Below are 18,305 nucleotides of genomic sequence, written 5' to 3' on the forward strand. Positions count from 1 at the left end.
GGAGTCAGCGGCCCCCTCGATCGGCGCTCCCGTGGCTAAACCATAGGCGCAAGCAACGCCGGTGTAAGCAAATGCAACTGTCAGCACGATGTCCCAGGGGAAGGCGATCACGTCTGGCCTTTCTACTTAAGCAAAATCGCATAGTGGCTCACGATGGATATCCGTCCGGCATGTGAGGTGGCGAGCGGGCTGAAGCAGGTTAATACTCGCCTCAGCACGTTCCGCTCAACTGTGACCAATTTGCGAGAAGTTGAAGATGTCAGAGTCGAAGGAGCTGTACGACTCGTAATCGACTGATTCGTAGAGGTCGGCTCGCGACTGCATGAGTTCAAGCACAGACACCTGAGTTCCTTCGGTCTTGATGACATGCAAACCGTTCTTGATCGCCCCCATAGCGAGCCTGAGCGCGGTAACGGGGTAGATGATGAGTCGCACACCTGCGTCGGCAAGTTGCGTTGCGGTGAACAGATCGCTCTTGCCGTATTCGGTCATGTTGGCAAGAATCGGCACATCGAGGGCGCGGGCCATCGTTTCGAACTCTCCGAGGTCGCGCATGGCTTCAGGAAAGATAACGTCAGCGCCTGCGTCGACGTAGGCCTTTGCCCGGTCGATCGCGGCATCGAGACCCTCGGTCGCTCGGGAATCGGTCCGAGCGCAGATGACAAAGTTGTCATCTCGACGGCCCTTCTCCGCTGCCGAGATCCTCTTGACCATTTCCGAAGTGCTGACAACATCCTTGCCATCGAGATGACCGCATCGCTTCGGATTGATCTGGTCCTCGATATGCAAACCCGACAGTCCTGCGTCTTCGAACTCTTGGACTGTGCGTGCCACGTTCATTGCTTCGCCCCACCCGGTGTCGGCGTCCATGAAAGTCGGCAAATTCGTCACCCGGGAAATGGCACGACCATGAGCGACGACTTCGGTCATGGTCGTCAGTCCGATGTCAGGCAGACCCTGGGCCGCCGAGAACGATCCACCTGAGACGTAGACACCTTCAAAACCAGCTTGTTCGATGAGCAATGCGCTCAACGGGTTGATCGCTCCGGGGAACTGAAGAATCTCGTTCCCAGAGAGCAGGTCTCTGAAGTTCGCTCGACGTTCGTGGACTGGTGTATTTGCTCCCAGCATGTGGTGCTCCTGGTATCAGATCGGTTCATGGTTTTCGGCAACAGTTTCTGGGGGCGTTCCCGCACTGAAGCATCATCAGGGAGGCGTACAGTACGTCCCGCCTCCCTGATGCCTATAAGTTCTTGGCGGTGATCAACTCAGCGGTCGTACCCATTGCGGGTTTGCGGCAGTTTCATTCCGAGCACTGACGAGGCGACCTGGGTGCGCAGGATCTGCGCTGTGCCACCCGCGATCGTGAACATGCGTGCGTCCCTGACATGCCGCTCCATGGGCAGAGAGCGTCCATAGCCGACAGAGCCGAAGAGCTGCAGGGCGTCGTTGGTGATGCTGTTGGCCGATTCGGCCGTGAAGACCTTTGCCGCCGCTGCCTGCGCGATGTCGGGGAATCCCTTGGTGTCGGTCGACGCGGCCGCGCGCAACAGGTGTCGTGCGGCTTCGAGCTTGGTCGACATGTCGGCGAGCATCCACTGGAGTCCTTGGAACTCCGCGATGGGCCGCCCAAATTGTTCGCGGGTTTTGACCCGTTCAATGGCCTCCTCAAAAGCTCCCTGGGCGATGCCGAGGGCGACGGTGCCGGCTCCGACTCGCTGCGAGTTATAGGCTCGCATCAGTCCGGCGAATCCTCGACGGATGCCCTCCGGTGGGACGACCATCATCGACTTGTGTACTCGAAGGTCGTTGAATTCGATGCGGGTCTCGGGAATGCCACGAACTCCCATTGCGTAGCTTCGTTCTCCGATGACTAGACCCTTCGGCGAGTTCTCCGAGTCACGCACGGCGATGAAGCCGCCGATCCCCTGATCTTCTCCGTCGGAGATCACCCGAGCGAAGATCAGGTGCAGACGTGAGACTCCGCCTCCCGTGATCCAGTGCTTGACACCGTTGATCACGTAGTCATCGCCATCTTGCTCAGCCTGAGTGGTCATCTCAGTAGCAGCACTGCCGGCCTCGGGCTCGGTGATGCAGATAGCTGGTTTATCTCCGTCGAGCACGATCCTGGCTGCGAGCTTCTTCTGTTCGTCCGAACCGTAGGCCATGATGGCTCCGAGTGCACCAAGATTCGAATCGACCGCGATCCGTCCCATAGTCGCGCAGGCCTTCGCGATCTCTTCGATGACGATGGTGGTGTCGAGCCAGCTCAGACCGCGACCTCCATAGCTTTCTGGAATCGTCATTCCCATGAACCCAGCATCGCGGAGTTTCGCGACGTTCTCCCATGGGTATTCTTCCGTGCGATCGGTCTCAGCGGCAGTGGGCGCGAACTCCTTCTGGGCGAGTTCACGGGCCTGGGCTTGCAGTTTCAGCTGGTCGTCGTTCAATTCGTACATCTTTTCTCCTTGTGCTCAGCTCCCGTGAGGGGAGCTTTCGTCATTTCTCGCCCAGCCAGTCGGCGAGGATTTCTTCGTGATGTTCGTCAAGACGGGGCGGGACCCGCTTGTAGTCTGGCGGTGTCAGACTCATGTGGAGCGGATTCGCCAGCAGCGACAAGTCTCCCGACTCGCTCCAATCACAGGGAATTCGAACTTCGGCACCACGCGATTGAACGTGAGGATCGGCGAAGACGTCTTCGAGGTTGTTCACCGGGCCACAGGGAACCCCGGCTTCTTCGAGGGCACTGAGCCAGTCTTGTCTCGAGCGCTCGGCGATCCGCTCGTCGATCGTCGTGCAAAGAAGTTCACGGTGCTCGATTCGAGCGGGGTTGGTTGCAAATCGTTCGTCAGAGGGAAGATGGTCGAGGTCAGCGACCTTGCAGAACCGTTCGAACTGAGCATCGTTGCCGACAGCAAGAATCATGGGCCCGTCAGCTGCCGTGAACACCTGGTACGGAACGATCTGTGGGTGCCCGTTGCCCAAGCGTTGAGGTACTTGGCGCGACTGCAGGTAGCTGGTGCCTGCGTTGACCAGCCAAGCAATTTGTGAGTCGAACAGTGATAGGTCAATATGCTGACCCTTGCCGGTCCGGTCGCGGTGGCGCAATGCTGCAAGGATCCCCGTTGTCGCGTACATGCCGGTCATGACATCGGCGATGCCCACTCCGGTCTTCATCGGCTGGCCCTCTGGCTCACCGCTGAGACTCATGATCCCGCCCATCCCCTGGATGAGGAAGTCGTAACCCGGACGATGCGCGTAAGGGCCGGTATGACCGAAACCGGTGATCGAGCAATAGACCAATCCGGGGAAGCGTTCATGGAGTTCGTCGAAGCCGAGGCCGTAGCGGTCAAGCGTGCCGAGCTTGTAGTTCTCAATGAGAACGTCGGCTTGAGCGAGCAGCCGGCCAATGAGCTCTTGGCCTTCTTCGGACGAGAGGTCAATGGCAATTGACCGCTTGTTCCGATTCGCGCTGAGGTAGTAGGCACTCTCAGAGGTTGGGTTTCCCTCGGTATCGGCCACGAACGGTGGTCCCCACCGTCGTGTGTCGTCTCCCGCCCCGGGTCGCTCGACTTTCACGACGTCTGCTCCGAGGTCGCCGAGCAGCTGGGACGCAGTGGGCCCGGCCAGTATCCGCGAGAGGTCCAAGACCTTCACTCCCGCAAGAGCATGTTGCGCTTCCTCGGTCATGATGGCACCACAGACTCGATCAATGTGGGCATGGACGGCACGGTGACGTTGTGCGGTCGGCTCATCGTGGGCGACTCCTTTCAGCGCGCGATATCTGTGTGGTCTTTGTGTGCGTTGCGATCATGCTTTAACGTTAGAAATCAACTATTTCATTAGCAATTGAGGTGGAGTTCAATGCGGGCAAAGTCTTCTAAGAAGCCGACTCTTAAGCAGCTTGAGTTGCTCATCGCGTTGTCGAACTCGGAGTCGATCTCTACGGCCGGTGCGAAGCTGGGGATGACACCATCGGGCACGAGTCACACCCTCCGGGCTTTGGAAACGGCTCTCGGCGGTGCGGTGGTTGATCGAAACGCCTCTCATCTGACGTTGTCGGCTATCGGACAACAGATTCTGCCGCATGCTCGAGACGTTTTCGCGTCACTCGAGTTGGTCGAGGCGAATGCCGCAGCCAGCGCCGAGCTGCGTTCGGGTCAGCTACGGATCGGTTCGTTTGGGCACAGCGCATCGATGACTTTGCTTCCACCGATCGTTGACGACTTTCGTCACCGTTATCCCGGGATCGAAGTCTCGGTCACTGAGCAGGCCGATCCACAGATCGAGCAGGAGCTCGTCGAACGGCGGCTCGAGGTCGGGATGGTGACGCTGCCCAGAGAACAGTTCGACACTCTTCATTTCACGACGGATACGTTGGTGGCGGTGGTTCCTAACGGTCATTCTTTGTGCGAACATGACCCGGTCGACCTTCGTGAGCTCGTAGAGTATCCGTTCATCATGACGCGGGCAGGTTCGCAACATCAGGTGAGGACGATGTTCGATGACGCTGGTCTTGTGCCAAAGGTCACACATGAGATGCAGCAGTTGCTGTCGATTCTGGAATTCGTTGCTGCGGGACAAGGCGTCTCCGTGGTGGGCGCGCTGTCATTGCCCGACGAGCATCCCGGTGTGACCTATCTGAATCTCACGCCGAGGTTTCACCGTCATATGGGGCTCGCGTGTCTGGACAGCTCACGACTTTCGCCGGCAGCTCGGGCCTTTTGGGAGCATGCCGAGACTCATGCGTCTCGGCGGTGACGCCTGGTGCTGTGTTAAGGGCGGCTCCGCGTCCGCCAACCCGGGACGCGAAACCGCCCTTGACGCCGATTTCTCAGCTCAACCACGACCTGACGCCGTAGTCAAACTGTGACTACCGCGGCGTCACAGTGTCGGTCAGTTTTCCTCTTCGAAGAATTTCATCGCCAGGAAGCCATGGGTGACTGCACCGCCGGCCCGCAGTGCTGCGGCTGTGAAGACGGTTTCAGCGACTTCTTGTTCGTCGGCTCCGGCCTTCTTCGCGGCCTTGACATGGGATTCGATGCAGTAGGCGCATTGGGTCGTCAGTGCCACGCCGAGGGCGATGAGTTCGGTGTACTTCGCGGGTACCGCCTTGGACTCCGCCCGCAATGCTCCCTCGTCGAGGGAGAGGAAGCCGGCGAAAGCGTCTGGAGCGTTTGCCCGCAGTTTACGCATGAACTTGCGGTCGTCAGGATCGTGGTAATGGTTCGACATGTGCGTTCTATCCTTCGTAGTCATTGTGATGTTTGGGTCTTTGCTTTCCAAGACTGTGCATGAACAATCGCTTGCACAGTGCTGGATGGATCAGTTCGTGCTGCTGTGAACTTTGCGCGTTACTGGTGCGCGGATGCTGTTCATTGGTGCCGCCTACAGTCGATCAGGTCAAAAGATGTGGGCGAGATCGGCGAGATCACGCTCTGGTGTACAGCGACGCTCTCCTGTCAACTGGAGGTCGGCTCCAGATCTCTTCTTCGTTGGGTTCAACCCCCCAGCCGGTGCCGGTCGGCGCAGACAATTGATCACCGTGAAGCGTGGGCTTGGTCGTGAAGAGATCGTCGTCGCAGTCGAGGCGATCGACGTCGAGTTCCAAGTTCGCAGGTTCGGTGTGGCCATAGCGAAGTGAGCACTCATGACTGTGGCCATGTGGCTGTAGAAGTTATGCGGCGCGACGTTCACGTCGAACGCTTCCGCGGCATGGGCAATTTTCATACTCTGAGCGATGCCGTTCCACACCACATCGACGATCCCGACATCGATCGCCTGAGCTTGGAAGTACGGTAGTGCTTCGGGGTTGTACAGATCGAGTTCGACCCACAACTGGTTGAAATCGCGAACTGCGCGCAGGAGCTTGAGCGCACCCGCGGTACGAACATTGGCCTCGGAGGCCGATTTCGAGTGCACTTCGTCAGGGGTTCGACCCCTGCCTTGACCGTGGTCAGTGGCAGGCGGGCCGTCTTTCTGAGCCTCGGAGTTCAGCAATGTCGGATTGGCTGCAGCAGCTTGAAGGCGGAGTCTGCTCTTGCTCGTCAGTGATTGGTTGGCTGCAGAAACATGAGGAGCCGAGGCTGACATCGGCCCGAGCCAGAGCGCGGTCACGTTCCCCCTTGATCAGCCGGGCCTGCTCGAGTTTTCCCAGTCTTTCGTAACACGTGTGTAAACCGAGGAGGGCCCAAACGTTGTTCGGGTGCTGGTTTGCGCGGATGACGTCATCAGTGAGCCCGAGATCTGCCTCGTATACTTGTGCTGCTTCCTCGATTCGACCCTGTTCGAGCAGTAGTGCTCCGAGGGCGTGTCGGCTCGGCATCATCCACGCCCACGGCTCGTCGAACGGGAGCTCGTCCTCAACCTCGGCTGCCGCTCGGAGATGACCGAAGGCGTCGTCGTACTCACCGCGATGGTAGGCAAGTTCTCCCGCCAGCATCAGTCGACCAACTTTGAGGACTTCACGGCACGGTACCGCATGCAAGAAGCTACCCTCTGGCACGCGCTCTGCCCAGTATTCGAATTGTTCTTGGGCCCAACGTGCCTCGTCCGGATGTTTCAACGCGGCGTAGGCGATGCCTTTGCCGTAATAGTTCATCGCAGTGGTCATCGTGAACTGTTCGGGGTTGTCGGGGACGGGCTCGTCAATGAGTTCCCGCCATTTTCCGAAGCGCACCAGTGCGTGCGTTCTCACCGACATGTAAGGCTCGAGCCAGTCGGCTTGGAAAGTTCCGTCAGTGACCAACGCCGCCGGTATTGTCCTCTCAAGCCCCTCAACAGCGCCCATTGCGGCACCGAAGTCGCCGAGGAGCATGGCTCCGAAGAGCTTGGTGTGGTAGTCGTGAGCACGCGTGCGCGAGTAGGTGTTTCGCGCCCCGGCGTATTCCCAGTACCGCTCGTCCTGGGCGATCGCGGCGTTGTTCCAGTCCACAACGGCTCGGTAGTCGCCGCACTGCACGTAGATGTGGGTCGGCATGTGAGCGAGATGCCCTGCGTCCGGCACAAGGGTTCTCAGCTCGTCAGCAACTGACAGTGCAAGCTCAGGGGTCGGCGACATCTCCATCAGATGAACGTAGAGGTGCCATAGGCCAGGGTGGGGAGGCAGTCCCGCGGTTCGATTCTTGCTGATTCCAGCCTCAAGGACATTCCTGCACTCGACAGTGTCGGCCCCAGCGACTGGTTCGTCGGCCTTGTGGTCCCACATGCGCCAGGGCGTTCGATTCATCATCGCTTCGACGAAAAGCGCGGTGACATCGACGTCGTCGGGATGACGCATATGGACCAGACGCATCGCGTTGGCGTAATCGTCGTTCCATTTTGGGCCGATATCTGCTGGATCGCTGGTCTGGTAACGCAAGGTCAAAGCATCGATGAGGTCATATTCGACCTCGCTGGTCCCATCCACGAGCTTGAGCGCCTTCCTTAAGGACGCCTGCGCGCGGGCAAGGTGCGTGCTGCGCTCATCGGGGCGGAACCGGGGCCAGGGCTTGTTGTAGTTCGGACCGAGAGAATAGGCGATCCCCCAATGCGCCATCGCACAAAACGGATCGTGGTTCAGCGCGCGAACAAAGCAGTCTTCTGCCTCTTCCCAGTTGTAGCCGTACATCCAGTTCAATCCGCGGTCAAACCACGTCTGTGCCTCAGGCGATTTCGTTTTGATCGGGCGTGAATAGGTTCCAAGGTTGAATGGGTAAGTCGACATTTCAGATCCACTCCAGTGTGCAATTCGTACGTTTGGGAAGCGTTTCCAGGATTGTTCGCGTAGATCGTCAACAATCACGAGGATGCTTCGGTGACGGTCTCGCCGTCGGCGGTCGCGAGGACGAAGTCGGAGAGCTCATTGCCGATTCGGGGAAGATCCCGAACTTCGATCACGCCGACGACTGGCACGTAATCGTAGACGCAGAGCTCCTTGTCCCAGGAAGTGCCGTTGTAAAGGTGGCTGATGTCAGCTGACTTCTGGTTCAGCATACTGATAGAACTCCTCATTGAGATCGCTGCTTTTCACGAGTTGCAACCAGTGACAGCGGATCGCTCTCACTTCCACAGATCCAAGTTCTGAGTCAGTGCAACCGATGTGAACATCACTTGGCTACAGTATGTCTCAACTACTTCACACTCAATTGAAGATAGGTTCAACAAGGTATTTCTATACTCATATGCTGTCCTAATCGAGGTCGGCGCAGAGCCTGTGGTGACCGGTGAGTGCAGTCTGACAACCGTACGCATCTCTCTTCGACCCGACAGCGGCGAAACCATCTTGAACGGCCGGGGCCTCGCAATAGCGGATCGCCCGACAGGGATTTCAGGCCCGATGAGTAACACCTTCGCCGACCCGACTACTTGCAGGATGCGCGCCAGCTCCCGACAGGCAAGTGAACCCCTCACCTGGGACGACCAAAGTTGCTGCTATCCCGCAGATACTCCTGGCAGCTCGGAACTCTTACTCGAAAGGTCACCGGATCGACGCCGGTCGGAGCCACAACACGGAAGCCCCGCTTCCCCAGTGAGAACTGGGAGGTGGGGCTTTCTCGCGTCTCCACCGCCGCCTCTTGAAATCCGCACCGACTGGAGTAGGTTGAAGATGAGTTCGATGACCCGCCCACGTCGTGGTGGTGCCGGGTGAAAGGAGAGCACGATGACGAACAATCCGACGATTCAGGAACTCAGCCACGAGGACAGAGCTTTCCCACCCCCGGCGGACTTCGCCGCCGATGCGAATGCGAAAGCCGACGAGTACGACAAAGCCGCGGCCGACCGCATCGGCTATTGGGCGGAACAGGCACAGCGCATCTCCTGGGAGACGCCCTTCGACACGGTCCTCGACTGGTCGGAGAAGCCCTTCGCGAAGTGGTTCGTCGGCGGCAAGCTCAATGCCGCCTACAACTGTGTCGACCGCCATGTCGAGAACGGCCTCGGCGATCGCGTCGCCTACTACTTCGAAGGCGAATCCGGCGACACCCGCACCATCACGTACTCCGATCTTCTGCGTGAGGTCTCGAAGGCCGCGAATGCGCTCACTGAACTCGGGGTCAAGACCGGCGACCGGGTCGCGATCTATATGCCGATGATCCCCGAGACGGTGTTCGCCATGCTCGCCTGCGCCCGCCTCGGCGCTCCCCACACCGTCATCTTCGGCGGCTTCTCCGCCTCGGCGATCGCCGACCGCGTCAAGGACTGCGGGGTCGAGTTCGTCATCACCGCCGACGGGGGCTACCGCAAGGGCAGACCCTCGGGCCTCAAATCCGTCGTCGACGAGGCGATGGAGGACTGCCCCGAGGTGCGCAGTGTCCTCGTCGTCCGCCGCACCGGCCAGGACGTGGCCTGGTACGACGATCGCGATCTGTGGTGGCATGAGGTCGTCGATCGGCAGCCGGAGACCCATACTCCGGAGGCCTTCGATTCCGAGCATCCGCTCTACGTCATGTATTCCTCGGGCACGACCGGCAAGCCCAAGGGCATCATGCACACCACGGGCGGCTACCTCGTCGGGACCTCTTTCACTCATTGGGCGGTCTTCGACATCAAACCCGAGACGGACGTCTATTGGACGGCCGCGGACATCGGCTGGGTGACCGGCCATTCGTATATCGTCTACGGTCCGCTGGCCAATGGGGCCACCTCGGTGCTCTATGAGGGAACCCCGGACACACCGCACCGGGGACGGTGGTGGGAGATCGTGCAGAAGTACCAGGTCTCCATCCTCTACTGCGCACCCACGGCCATCCGGTCGTTCATGAAATGGGGCCGCGACATCCCCGCGAAGTTCGACCTGTCCAGTCTGCGCCTGCTCGGCAGCGTCGGCGAACCGATCAACCCCGAAGCGTGGATGTGGTACCGCGAGCACATCGGCGGGGACCGCTGCCCCGTCGTCGACACCTGGTGGCAGACCGAAAACGGCAGCATCCTCATCAGCCCCCTGCCGGGTGTGACCGAGACGAAGCCGGGAGCGGCGATGCGCCCGCTGCCGGGGATCGTCGCGGACGTCTTCGACGACGACGGCAACTCGGTCGAGCCCGGGAACGGCGGCTACCTCGTCATCAAGGAACCGTGGCCGTCGATGCTGCGCACCCTCTGGGGTGATGAGGAACGGTTCAAGAAGACCTACTGGTCACAGTATCCGGAGGTGTACTTCGCCGGGGACGGGGCGAAGATCGACCGTGACGGCGACTTCTGGGTCCTCGGCCGCGTCGACGACGTCCTCAACGTCTCCGGACACCGGATGTCGACCGCGGAGATCGAGTCCGCCCTCGTCGCTCATCCGAAGGTCGCCGAGGCGGCCGTGGTCGGGGCGAGCGACGAGATGACGGGGCAGGCGATCGAGGCTTTCGTCATCCTCCGTGAGAGCGCGCACGAGGGCGGGGACGATGTCGTCAGCGAGCTGCGAGGTCATGTGCGGTCCTCGATCGGGCCGATCGCGACTCCGCGCTCGATCATGATTGTGCCCGATCTGCCGAAGACCCGGTCGGGCAAGATCATGCGTCGGCTGCTCAAGGACGTGGCCGAGAACCGGGAGGTCGGCGATGTCACGACTCTCGCGGACTCCTCGGTGATGGATCTCATCCAGAAGGGCGTCGCGGAGAGCTGACCGTCCGCTCCGAGAGATTCCGCCCGCCACCCCTTGCGGTGACCCACGACACACTGATGTACTCTTGAGTAACATCTGGTGGGTCACCGTCGGTGATCGCACCCGAATGCCGAAAGACACTCGACTGCAAGGATGCGTACGAATGAAACGTGGAACCGAAATCGCCGGCGCCAAGGTGCTGATCACGGGAGCCGGAAGTGGAATCGGCAGGCTCATGGCTCTGGAGGCGGCGGCCCGCGACGCTGCCGAGATCATCATCTGGGATCTCTCGGACGAACGAGGAGAAGCGGTGCGCGCCGAGGTGGAGGCCGCGGGGACCACGGCTCGAACCTTCGCCCTCAACGTCGGCGATGCCGACCAGGTCGCCGCCATGGCCGAACTCACCGGGCCGATCGACGTCCTCATCAACTGTGCCGGCATCGTCACCGGCAAGAAGCTCCTCGAAGTCGACGAGGCTGCGGTGCGACGGGTCTATGACGTCAACACCTTCGCCCTGTACTGGACGACCAGAGCATTCCTGCCCGGAATGATCGAACGCGACCGCGGCTCGGTGGTCACCATCGCCAGCGCCGCCGGCCTGACCGGAGTCGCCAGACAGACCGACTACTCGGCGAGCAAATGGGCGGCGGTCGGCTTCACCGAGTCCCTGCGCGGAGAGCTGCGCGCTGATGGCAGCCGGGTCAATACACTCGCCGTCTGCCCCTTCTACATCAACACCGGCATGTTCAAAGGCGTGCAGACGAAATTCCCTCGCCTGCTCCCGATCCTCGAAGAGAACGATGTGTCCACGCGCGTCCTCGATGCCGTCGAGTCCGGTCGTGAGCAGCTGGTCATGCCCTCACTCGTCCGGTGGGTCCCGGGCGTCCGGCTGCTGCCGACCCGCGCCTTCGACAGAGTCATGGACTTCCTCGGCGTCAACCAGACGATGGACCACTTCACCGGTCGGACCGGCAAGGACCGGCTGCACAGGTCCCCGTCCGGGGACGTTCCGGTAGCCGTCGCACGTCACTAGCCGGCACATCGTCGGTCCGCGCGGTTGCGCGTCGTGCTCGGCCGCAGCCTCGGCGCAGGTCCACAATGGAGTCAGTGGGACGATCGGGAAGGACGCGACATGGCGACGACGGATCTGGTCCTCGAAGGCGGTGGCACGAAGCTGCCGGGCCTCGTCGGGGCTGTCGAGGCTCTTGCCGACGGCGGCTACGACTTCCATCGCATCGCCGGAACCTCGGCCGGAGCGATCGTCGGTTCGCTCACCGCGGCGGGGATCTCACCGCCGACCCTGCGGCAGAAGGTCCTCGAGCAGGACTTCGGCGAATTCGAGGACCTCTCCCCCGCGTTCCGCCTCGCCCCCTGGTTGGGACGAGTACAGGGACTGCTGCTGCACAAGGGGATGTACGTGGGCGAGGCGCTCCATGACTTCCTCGCCGAGCTGCTGGCAGATCAAGGGGTGCGCACTTGGGGTGACCTCAAGTTCGCCGACCCGGGCAGTGCGATCCCGGCGGAGCGGTCGTATCGCCTCGTCGTCATCGTCTCCGACGTCTCCCGCGGGCGCATGCTGCGCCTGCCCTGGGACTATGAGGAGGCCCTCGGCGTCGATGCGGACAGCCAGTCCGTCGCCGAGGCGGTGTGCGCCTCGGCCGCCAGCCCGTTCTTCTTCCGCCCCCGCAGCCTGTCCGCCCGGCCGAGCGTGGCCGGCGGAGACTCCGTGCTCGGCGCCGACGGCGGACTGCTCTCGAACTTTCCCGTCGACGTCTTCGACCGCAAGGACGCGAAACCGGCACGATGGCCGACCTTCGGCGTCATGCTCTCTGCCCGCCAGACGGCCGCCGCCGAATGGCGGCCCAACGCGACCACGTACCAATACGCGAAGTCCCTGCTGTCGACGATGCTCAATGCCCACGACCGTCGGCACATCGATGACCCCTCGGTGACCGAACGGACGGTGTTCGTCGACACCACCGGACACAGCAGCACGGACTTCGCTCTGACGACGGACGACAAGCTCGATCTCATCTCGTCGGGCAGAAAGGCCGGAGAGAAGTTTCTGGCCGACTGGGACTGGCAGGAGTGGAAGGACCGCTTCGACCGGAAATGATCCTGACCCCCATGACCTGCGACCGATCGACGTGTAAGAATGAGGGCCCGAACCTGATCGCGAGCGAAGGAGAGATCATGAGCGAGTTCGAAGCGGACGCAGCAGACCGGCTGGAAGACGACCCCATCCTCGATGACCCCGAACTCGACGAGCCGACGGCCGACGAGTTGGATGATCCCGAACTCAATGCCGCCGAGGCTGAGGCCGACCTGGTCGACGCCGACTCCGACATCGACGAAGAGCCCGCCGAGGCGCCCGTCGAGCCCGGTGCCGAGGGACCCGAAGGAACCGGCATCGAAGGCGCCGACGATGTGCTCGTCGACGACGCGGGCTGGGAGGACGAGAACGAGGCACCCGACCTCTCGGACGAGTTCAACACCGATCAGTCGCCGGCAGCGGAGCAGGGAAATCGCGTCGGCGACGAGATGGTCTCCGAAGGCGATGACGACTTCGAGGTCGCCGAGCTCGACGGGGACGATCTCAACGTCGATGCCCTGGCCGATGACGGGACCGAAGAGGTCTCGGTCATCGACGGGATGCCCGAAGTCATCGACGACTCCTATGAGGAGGACTGACCCCTCCCCGATCGCGGGGTAGGAGGATCCCTCGGCGTGGACCGAAGTGAGGTTCCTCTCCGAATGCACTGGAACTCAAGGGCTGGTGTGGCATCTGCTCGGTGAGGGTGCTAGACCGGGAGTGGAAGGAGTCCTCACATGTCAGCATCGGCCCGCACGTCAGGCCAGCATTTCGACCTGCCTCACATGGGGTCGGGTCGCCCGCTCCACCGGCTCGGTGTCATCGCCACAGTCGCGACCTTCGGCGGTCTCCTCTTCGGCTATGACACCGGCGTCGTCAATGGTGCCCTCGAGCCTCTGAGCAGGGACTTCGGCCTGACTCCGCTGTCCGAGGGCATGGTCGTCGCTTCACTCATGGTCGGTGCCGCCTTCGGTGCGGTCTTCGGCGGTCGGGTCGCCGACGCCTATGGTCGTCGACGGACGATCCTCGGCCTCGCCGTCATCTTCATTCTCGGCACCTCGGCCTGTGTGCTCGCCCCGGGCGCGGAGTTCCTCATCGGCGCCCGCTTCGTCCTCGGCATCGCCGTCGGTGGTGCCTCGGCCTCAGTCCCCGTCTACCTCGGTGAGATCGCCCCCTCGGAGAAGCGCGGCTCCTTCGTCACCCGCAATGAGCTGATGATCGTCGCCGGCCAGCTCGCGGCCTTCGTCATCAATGCCGTGATCTTCAACTTCTGGGGTCACGTCGATTCCATCTGGCGTTGGATGCTCCTCGTGGCCCTGGGCCCGGCGATCGCCCTCCTCGTGGGGATGGTCTTCCAGCCGGAGAGTCCCCGGTGGCTGATCTCGAAGGGACGCTCCGACGAAGCTCTCGACGTCCTCCGGCAGGTCCGTTCCCCCGAACGCGCCGAGGCGGAGGTCGCCGAGGTGACCAAACTGGCCCAACAGGACGCCCAGCAGCAGACCGGCGGGCTCTCCGACTTGGGGACGCGTTGGGTGCTGCGCTTGGTGATCATCGGCGTCGGGCTCGGCTTCTTCCAGCAGCTGACGGGCATCAACTCGGTGATGTACTACGGCACGCAGCTGCTGACCAACGCCGGCCTCGACTCCGGAGTCGCCATCATCGGCAATATCGCCAATGGCGTGTTCTCCCTGGCCGGCATCTCACTGGGCATGTTCCTGCTCAACAGGCTGCCGCGCCGCGTCATGTTCCTCACCGGATACGGACTCATCGCGTTCTTCCACGCCCTCATCGCCCTGACCGCGGTCATCGTCCCGGCCGGCCCGGGACAGGCGTGGACGGTCCTCGTCTTCCTCGTCCTCTTCGTCTTCTCGATGCAGGGCACCGTCGGTCCGCTGACCTGGCTGATGCTCTCCGAGATCTTCCCGATGAAGATCCGCAGCTTCGCGATGGGCATCTGCGTGTTCGTGCTGTGGATCATGAACGCCGTCGTCGCCCAGTTCTTCCCGCCGCTCATCGAGGCGATGGGCATGACCGCGACCTTCGGCATGTTCGCAGGTCTGGCCGTCGTCGCCTTCATCTTCCTCGCCCTGCTCCTGCCGGAGACGAAGGGCAAGGATCTCGCACAGTTCGAGCGGGAGTTCAAAGCCGAATACGGCCGGAGGTAAGGAGTCACCATGTCCGTCGCAGTCGCCGTCACAGACAGTCCGGAGGGCCGTCGCGCGCTCGAGTCCGCAGTCTCCGAGGCCAGGCAGCTGAATACCGGTCTCCTGCTCATCAACCTCACCCTCCACGACTTCACCGACGATGAGATCCCGCCCGACCTCGAGGTCACCCTGATCAACCGGTCCGGTCGCGGCGATCGTGATCCCGTCACCGCCGTCCTCGATGAGCTGGGCGACCACGCCGAGGTGGAGCGGCTCGTCCTCGGGGTGCGCAATCGGTCCCGGGTGGGCAAGATTCTGCTCGGCTCGGTCACGCAGAGACTCATCCTCCGCTCCCCCGTGCCTGTGCTCACCGTCCGCCGGGATGCGGCCGGACGCTGACTCGGCCCAGTTCGGTGAATGCCCCGTACGACAGCACATTCGCCGTCTCTGCAGGGCGGTCATCATCGAGGATCCGCAGGGCACGCAGCGCCTCCGACATCGCCGCACGATAGGGCAGCGATCCGGTGCTGATCCGGCCCACCCCTGCCTCGGCGAGGGTCGACCGCGAATACCGCGGACTGACCAGCACATTCACCGGAGCCCGGCTGCGACCGGTGATCGTCTCGATCGTCTTGAGGTCGAGGTCGCCGGGGACGAAGATGCCATCAGCTCCGGCATCGGTGTAGGCGTCGACGCGTTCGAGAACCTCGCCGAGGTTGTGCTCCCCCACCCAGAATGTGTCGATCCGAGCGTTGACGAACAGTCCAGGGAACGCCTCCTTGATCGCCTCCGCCTTCGCCGCCAGAACCGCCGGTTCGCTCATCAGGCCCTGTCTCGAGTCCTGGATGTTGATGCCGTCGACGATGAGCCCGCCGGCGGAGTCGCCGGCGAAAGCCTCGCGCACGGCCTCGACGACGGATTCGGGAACGTTTCCATAGCCGTCCTCGAAGTCGCAGGTCAGCGGCTGTTCGGGCAGTACTTTGCGAAGAGCGGCGGCGAGGTTCGCGGTTGCGGTCAGGGTTTCTCGGTCCTCATCGGCGGCACCGATGGCAGCGGCGACGCCCAGACTCGTAGTGCCGACGGCTCGGTGCCCCGCCTCGGCGAAGAGCTGTCCACCGGCCACGTCCCAGGCACACGGCAGGATGAACGGGTCGCCGGGGACATGCAGCTTGTGGAAGGCTGCCGTGGTGTCGGTGGCATCGGTCATGTCTGGTCTCCGTTCTGTGCCATCGTCGTCTCAGAGATGGTCGTCGTCAGCGGTGAGCACCCAGTCGAGATGTTCGCGTCCGGCCGGGGTGATCTTCAGCGCCCGAGAGTTCGGACGTCGCACGATCCATTCGCGATCGAAGAACGTGCGGCAGATGTCGTCGCCGAGGGTTCCGCCCAGGTGGGAGCGGCGTTCCGTCCAATCGAGGCACCGTCGGATGAAGGGACGCGCCGACGAGGTCGGTGCTCCGACGTCGAGTCCGAATACGTCGGCGAGACCGGCCCGCCCGGCGTCGGTGATGGTCAGGGACTCGTCGATCCACTCTCGCTGGGTCAGGGCAGAGAAGAGCTGAGTGCCGAACCGGCCTGCGATGTGCCTGTAGCAGGTGCGGGCGTCGATCAGCCGGCGATCACGGGTCTTGGCCGCCAGGGTCGGTGCCGCGGCCATCGACCCTCCGACCAGAGCTCCCGTGTGTTCCAACCAGTCGGCGATGTCGGTCGAGGCGATCTGGACATAGCGGTGCCGACCTTCGCGTCGCTCGGCGAGGACACCATGGTCGATGAGGATGCTGGCATGTTCGGACAGTGAGGACATCGGAACGGACAGGGCGCGGCAGAGCTCGGTGAGCGTCCACGCACGACCGTCGAGGACACTGGCACAGATCATCACGCGGGTGGGATCGGCGATGGCCGATGCCAGGGCGGCGATGTTCGGCGCGGACTCCGGGAATCTCCTCGTCATGGCTCCATCGTAGGACCGTGTCGTTTCGGCCCGGCCCGAAACGTCCCGGCTCTGTGCTTCGAGGCGGCGCGGAGGTCCGCCTCGTGCATGGCCTAGGCTTGACTGCGGGAGTTTCCGTTCGAGGTGAGGGGGCATGCATGGCCGATACGACAGAGGGCACCGAGGCGGCCGACCGACTCGAATCAGCGCTCACCGGCCGGATCGATACGTCCACCCTCGACGAGATCTCGGCGCTGGCCCAGCAGGTTCCGCGGGCCGAGATCGGACGCCTCGTCCACACATCGACGCCTCTGCAGTCGGCGATGCTCTTCCGGGTGCTGACCAAGGAGGAGGCGCTCGACGTCTTCGAGGACCTGCCGCCGGCGTACCAGGCCGAACTCATCGGCAATCTCCGTGAGCCCGAGGTCGCCGACATCGTCGAGGGCCTCGACCCCGATGACCGGGCCGAACTCTTCGGCGAACTGCCTGCGAGTGTGGCCAGTCGTCTGATGAAGGGACTGACCACCGACGAGCGGGCGATGACGTCCGCAGTCCTCGGCTACCCGAAGTCCGCGATCGGCCGCTACATGTCACCCGAGGTGCTCGGCCTGCACGAGGATTGGACCGCTGCCGAGGCGATGGAAGTGGTGCGGGCCCGCATCGACGGTCCCGAGACCGTCTACCTCCTGCCCGTGGTCGGACCCGGCCGGGTGCTGCGCGGAGTCGTGTCTCTGCGCAACCTCATCGCCGTCGACGGGGACACCGTCATCGAGGACATGGTCCGCGATTCGATCAGCACCCATGCGCTGAGCGACCGTGAGGAAGCGGCACGCGAGTTCCTGTCCCACCGGCTCATCGCGATGCCGGTGACCGACCAGGAGGACCGCCTCGTCGGAATCCTCACCATGGACGACGTCCTCGACATCATCGACGAGGAGGACGCCGAGGACATCGCGCGCGGCTCGGGCACGGAACCGCTCGACCGCTCCTACCTGTCCTCGACGATCCTGCGTCTGGTCAGGAGCCGCATCGTGTGGCTGCTCGTCCTCGCCGTCTCCGCGATCCTCACCGTCCAGGTCCTCGAGGTCTATGAGGACCGTCTCGACCAGGTCGTCGTCCTCGCCCTCTTCATTCCGCTGCTCACCGGCACCGGCGGCAACACGGGCAACCAGGCCGCGACCACCGTCACCCGCGCCCTGGCCGTCGGTGAGGTTCGCATCCGGGACCTCGGGCGGGTGATCTGGCGGGAGCTGCGTGTCGGGGCGCTGCTGGGAGCGGTCCTCGGCGTTCTCGGCTTCATCGTCGCGGGCCTCGTCTACGGGTGGCCGATCGGCTTGGTCATCGGGCTCACCCTGCTGTCGGTGTGCATGATGGCAGCGACGGTGGGCGGGCTGATGCCGATCATCGCGAAGAAGGTCGGCGCGGACCCGGCCGTGTTCTCCAACCCGTTCATCTCCACGTTCTGCGACGCGACCGGCCTCATCCTCTATTTCACGATCGCGACCACGGTGCTCGGGCTGAGATGAGCCTTTCGGGCTGCGCTGAGCCTGCTCGGTCGATCGGCCGAGGCGG

17 protein-coding genes are annotated in these 18,305 nt (G+C 62.6%); 8 read left to right on the plus strand and 9 right to left on the minus strand.

The window, feature by feature from the left end:
* Positions 1-225 precede the first annotated feature (225 nt).
* The 3 genes from prpB to FHG09_RS16290 all read right to left on the minus strand — a co-directional run bounded on the left by prpB (position 226) and on the right by FHG09_RS16290 (position 3,690).
* Positions 226-1,131, minus strand: coding sequence for a methylisocitrate lyase (prpB, locus tag FHG09_RS16280; RefSeq protein WP_152348688.1), 906 nt, complete (start codon positions 1,129-1,131; stop codon positions 226-228).
* Between the two features lie 137 nt (positions 1,132-1,268).
* Complete coding sequence (gene acdA, locus FHG09_RS16285) at positions 1,269-2,459, minus strand: 3-sulfinopropanoyl-CoA desulfinase (protein ID WP_152348689.1); 1,191 nt, start codon at positions 2,457-2,459, stop codon at positions 1,269-1,271.
* Positions 2,460-2,499: 40 nt separating this feature from the next.
* The gene (locus FHG09_RS16290) at positions 2,500-3,690 is read right to left on the minus strand and encodes a CaiB/BaiF CoA transferase family protein (protein ID WP_152348690.1); all 1,191 of its coding nucleotides are present in this window, start codon (positions 3,688-3,690) and stop codon (positions 2,500-2,502) included.
* Between the two features lie 174 nt (positions 3,691-3,864).
* On the opposite strand from FHG09_RS16290, the gene FHG09_RS16295 reads away from it, so the two are divergent.
* The gene (locus tag FHG09_RS16295) at positions 3,865-4,761 is read left to right on the plus strand and encodes a LysR family transcriptional regulator (RefSeq protein ID WP_152348691.1); all 897 of its coding nucleotides are present in this window, start codon (positions 3,865-3,867) and stop codon (positions 4,759-4,761) included.
* Positions 4,762-4,896: 135 nt separating this feature from the next.
* On the opposite strand, the gene FHG09_RS16300 is transcribed toward FHG09_RS16295, so the two are convergent.
* The 4 genes from FHG09_RS16300 to FHG09_RS16315 form a co-directional block, all read right to left on the minus strand.
* Positions 4,897-5,235 carry a carboxymuconolactone decarboxylase family protein gene (locus FHG09_RS16300; protein WP_152348692.1) on the minus strand — a complete coding sequence of 113 codons (339 nt, stop codon included), beginning with the start codon at positions 5,233-5,235 and terminating at the stop codon, positions 4,897-4,899.
* Positions 5,236-5,403: 168 nt separating this feature from the next.
* Positions 5,404-5,922, minus strand: coding sequence for an enolase C-terminal domain-like protein (locus FHG09_RS16305; RefSeq protein WP_193627412.1), 519 nt, complete (start codon positions 5,920-5,922; stop codon positions 5,404-5,406).
* A gap of 34 nt (positions 5,923-5,956) precedes the next feature.
* Positions 5,957-7,705, minus strand: a complete 1,749-nt coding sequence (locus tag FHG09_RS16310) for a tetratricopeptide repeat protein (protein ID WP_193627413.1) — start codon at positions 7,703-7,705, stop codon at positions 5,957-5,959.
* A gap of 74 nt (positions 7,706-7,779) precedes the next feature.
* A complete protein-coding gene (locus FHG09_RS16315) occupies positions 7,780-7,974 on the minus strand; it encodes a hypothetical protein (RefSeq protein WP_152348694.1) in 195 nt (64 codons plus the stop codon).
* A 667-nt stretch (positions 7,975-8,641) separates the two neighbouring features.
* On the opposite strand from FHG09_RS16315, the gene acs reads away from it, so the two are divergent.
* The 6 genes from acs (at position 8,642) to FHG09_RS16345 (ending at position 15,205) form a co-directional block, all read left to right on the plus strand.
* Entirely contained in the window at positions 8,642-10,591 is a 1,950-nt protein-coding gene (gene acs / locus FHG09_RS16320) for an acetate--CoA ligase (protein WP_152348695.1), read from the plus strand.
* A 142-nt stretch (positions 10,592-10,733) separates the two neighbouring features.
* The gene (locus tag FHG09_RS16325; RefSeq protein ID WP_152348696.1) at positions 10,734-11,603 is read left to right on the plus strand and encodes an SDR family oxidoreductase; all 870 of its coding nucleotides are present in this window, start codon (positions 10,734-10,736) and stop codon (positions 11,601-11,603) included.
* A 99-nt stretch (positions 11,604-11,702) separates the two neighbouring features.
* Entirely contained in the window at positions 11,703-12,686 is a 984-nt protein-coding gene (locus FHG09_RS16330) for a patatin-like phospholipase family protein (protein WP_152348697.1), read from the plus strand.
* A gap of 77 nt (positions 12,687-12,763) precedes the next feature.
* A complete protein-coding gene (locus FHG09_RS16335; RefSeq protein WP_152348698.1) occupies positions 12,764-13,261 on the plus strand; it encodes a hypothetical protein in 498 nt (165 codons plus the stop codon).
* Positions 13,262-13,399: 138 nt separating this feature from the next.
* Positions 13,400-14,827 (plus strand): sugar porter family MFS transporter, encoded by a 1,428-nt coding sequence (locus tag FHG09_RS16340; protein WP_152348699.1) that lies wholly within the window; start codon positions 13,400-13,402, stop codon positions 14,825-14,827.
* Between the two features lie 9 nt (positions 14,828-14,836).
* Entirely contained in the window at positions 14,837-15,205 is a 369-nt protein-coding gene (locus tag FHG09_RS16345; RefSeq protein WP_152348700.1) for a universal stress protein, read from the plus strand.
* On the opposite strand, the gene FHG09_RS16350 is transcribed toward FHG09_RS16345, so the two are convergent.
* On the minus strand, positions 15,174-16,013 hold the full coding sequence (locus tag FHG09_RS16350) for an isocitrate lyase/PEP mutase family protein (RefSeq protein WP_152348701.1): 840 nt from the start codon (positions 16,011-16,013) through the stop codon (positions 15,174-15,176). The two genes, FHG09_RS16345 and FHG09_RS16350, sit on opposite strands and share 32 nt — an antisense overlap.
* Positions 16,014-16,043: 30 nt before the next feature.
* On the minus strand, positions 16,044-16,754 hold the full coding sequence (locus FHG09_RS16355; RefSeq protein ID WP_193627414.1) for an ArsR/SmtB family transcription factor: 711 nt from the start codon (positions 16,752-16,754) through the stop codon (positions 16,044-16,046).
* Between the two features lie 137 nt (positions 16,755-16,891).
* Between FHG09_RS16355 and mgtE the strand changes: the two genes are divergently transcribed.
* Positions 16,892-18,259, plus strand: a complete 1,368-nt coding sequence (gene mgtE / locus FHG09_RS16360) for a magnesium transporter (RefSeq protein WP_152348703.1) — start codon at positions 16,892-16,894, stop codon at positions 18,257-18,259.
* Positions 18,260-18,305: the final 46 nt, after the last annotated feature.

Origin of the sequence: Brevibacterium sp. CFH 10365, assembly GCF_009299785.1 — a bacterium.
Taxonomy (GTDB): Bacteria; Actinomycetota; Actinomycetes; order Actinomycetales; family Brevibacteriaceae; genus Brevibacterium; species Brevibacterium limosum.

Bases quoted from the DNA above. Each gene is read 5' to 3' on its own strand.
- prpB (WP_152348688.1), bottom strand. From the start codon at position 1,131: ATGCTGGGAGCAAATACACCAGTCCACGAACGTCGAGCGAACTTCAGA.
- acdA (WP_152348689.1), bottom strand. From the start codon at position 2,459: ATGTACGAATTGAACGACGACCAGCTGAAACTGCAAGCCCAGGCCCGT.
- FHG09_RS16290 (WP_152348690.1), bottom strand. From the start codon at position 3,690: ATGACCGAGGAAGCGCAACATGCTCTTGCGGGAGTGAAGGTCTTGGAC.
- FHG09_RS16295 (WP_152348691.1), top strand. From the start codon at position 3,865: ATGCGGGCAAAGTCTTCTAAGAAGCCGACTCTTAAGCAGCTTGAGTTG.
- FHG09_RS16300 (WP_152348692.1), bottom strand. From the start codon at position 5,235: ATGTCGAACCATTACCACGATCCTGACGACCGCAAGTTCATGCGTAAA.
- FHG09_RS16310 (WP_193627413.1), bottom strand. From the start codon at position 7,705: ATGTCGACTTACCCATTCAACCTTGGAACCTATTCACGCCCGATCAAA.
- FHG09_RS16315 (WP_152348694.1), bottom strand. From the start codon at position 7,974: ATGCTGAACCAGAAGTCAGCTGACATCAGCCACCTTTACAACGGCACT.
- acs (WP_152348695.1), top strand. From the start codon at position 8,642: ATGACGAACAATCCGACGATTCAGGAACTCAGCCACGAGGACAGAGCT.
- FHG09_RS16325 (WP_152348696.1), top strand. From the start codon at position 10,734: ATGAAACGTGGAACCGAAATCGCCGGCGCCAAGGTGCTGATCACGGGA.
- FHG09_RS16330 (WP_152348697.1), top strand. From the start codon at position 11,703: ATGGCGACGACGGATCTGGTCCTCGAAGGCGGTGGCACGAAGCTGCCG.
- FHG09_RS16335 (WP_152348698.1), top strand. From the start codon at position 12,764: ATGAGCGAGTTCGAAGCGGACGCAGCAGACCGGCTGGAAGACGACCCC.
- FHG09_RS16340 (WP_152348699.1), top strand. From the start codon at position 13,400: ATGTCAGCATCGGCCCGCACGTCAGGCCAGCATTTCGACCTGCCTCAC.
- FHG09_RS16345 (WP_152348700.1), top strand. From the start codon at position 14,837: ATGTCCGTCGCAGTCGCCGTCACAGACAGTCCGGAGGGCCGTCGCGCG.
- FHG09_RS16350 (WP_152348701.1), bottom strand. From the start codon at position 16,013: ATGACCGATGCCACCGACACCACGGCAGCCTTCCACAAGCTGCATGTC.
- FHG09_RS16355 (WP_193627414.1), bottom strand. From the start codon at position 16,754: ATGACGAGGAGATTCCCGGAGTCCGCGCCGAACATCGCCGCCCTGGCA.
- mgtE (WP_152348703.1), top strand. From the start codon at position 16,892: ATGGCCGATACGACAGAGGGCACCGAGGCGGCCGACCGACTCGAATCA.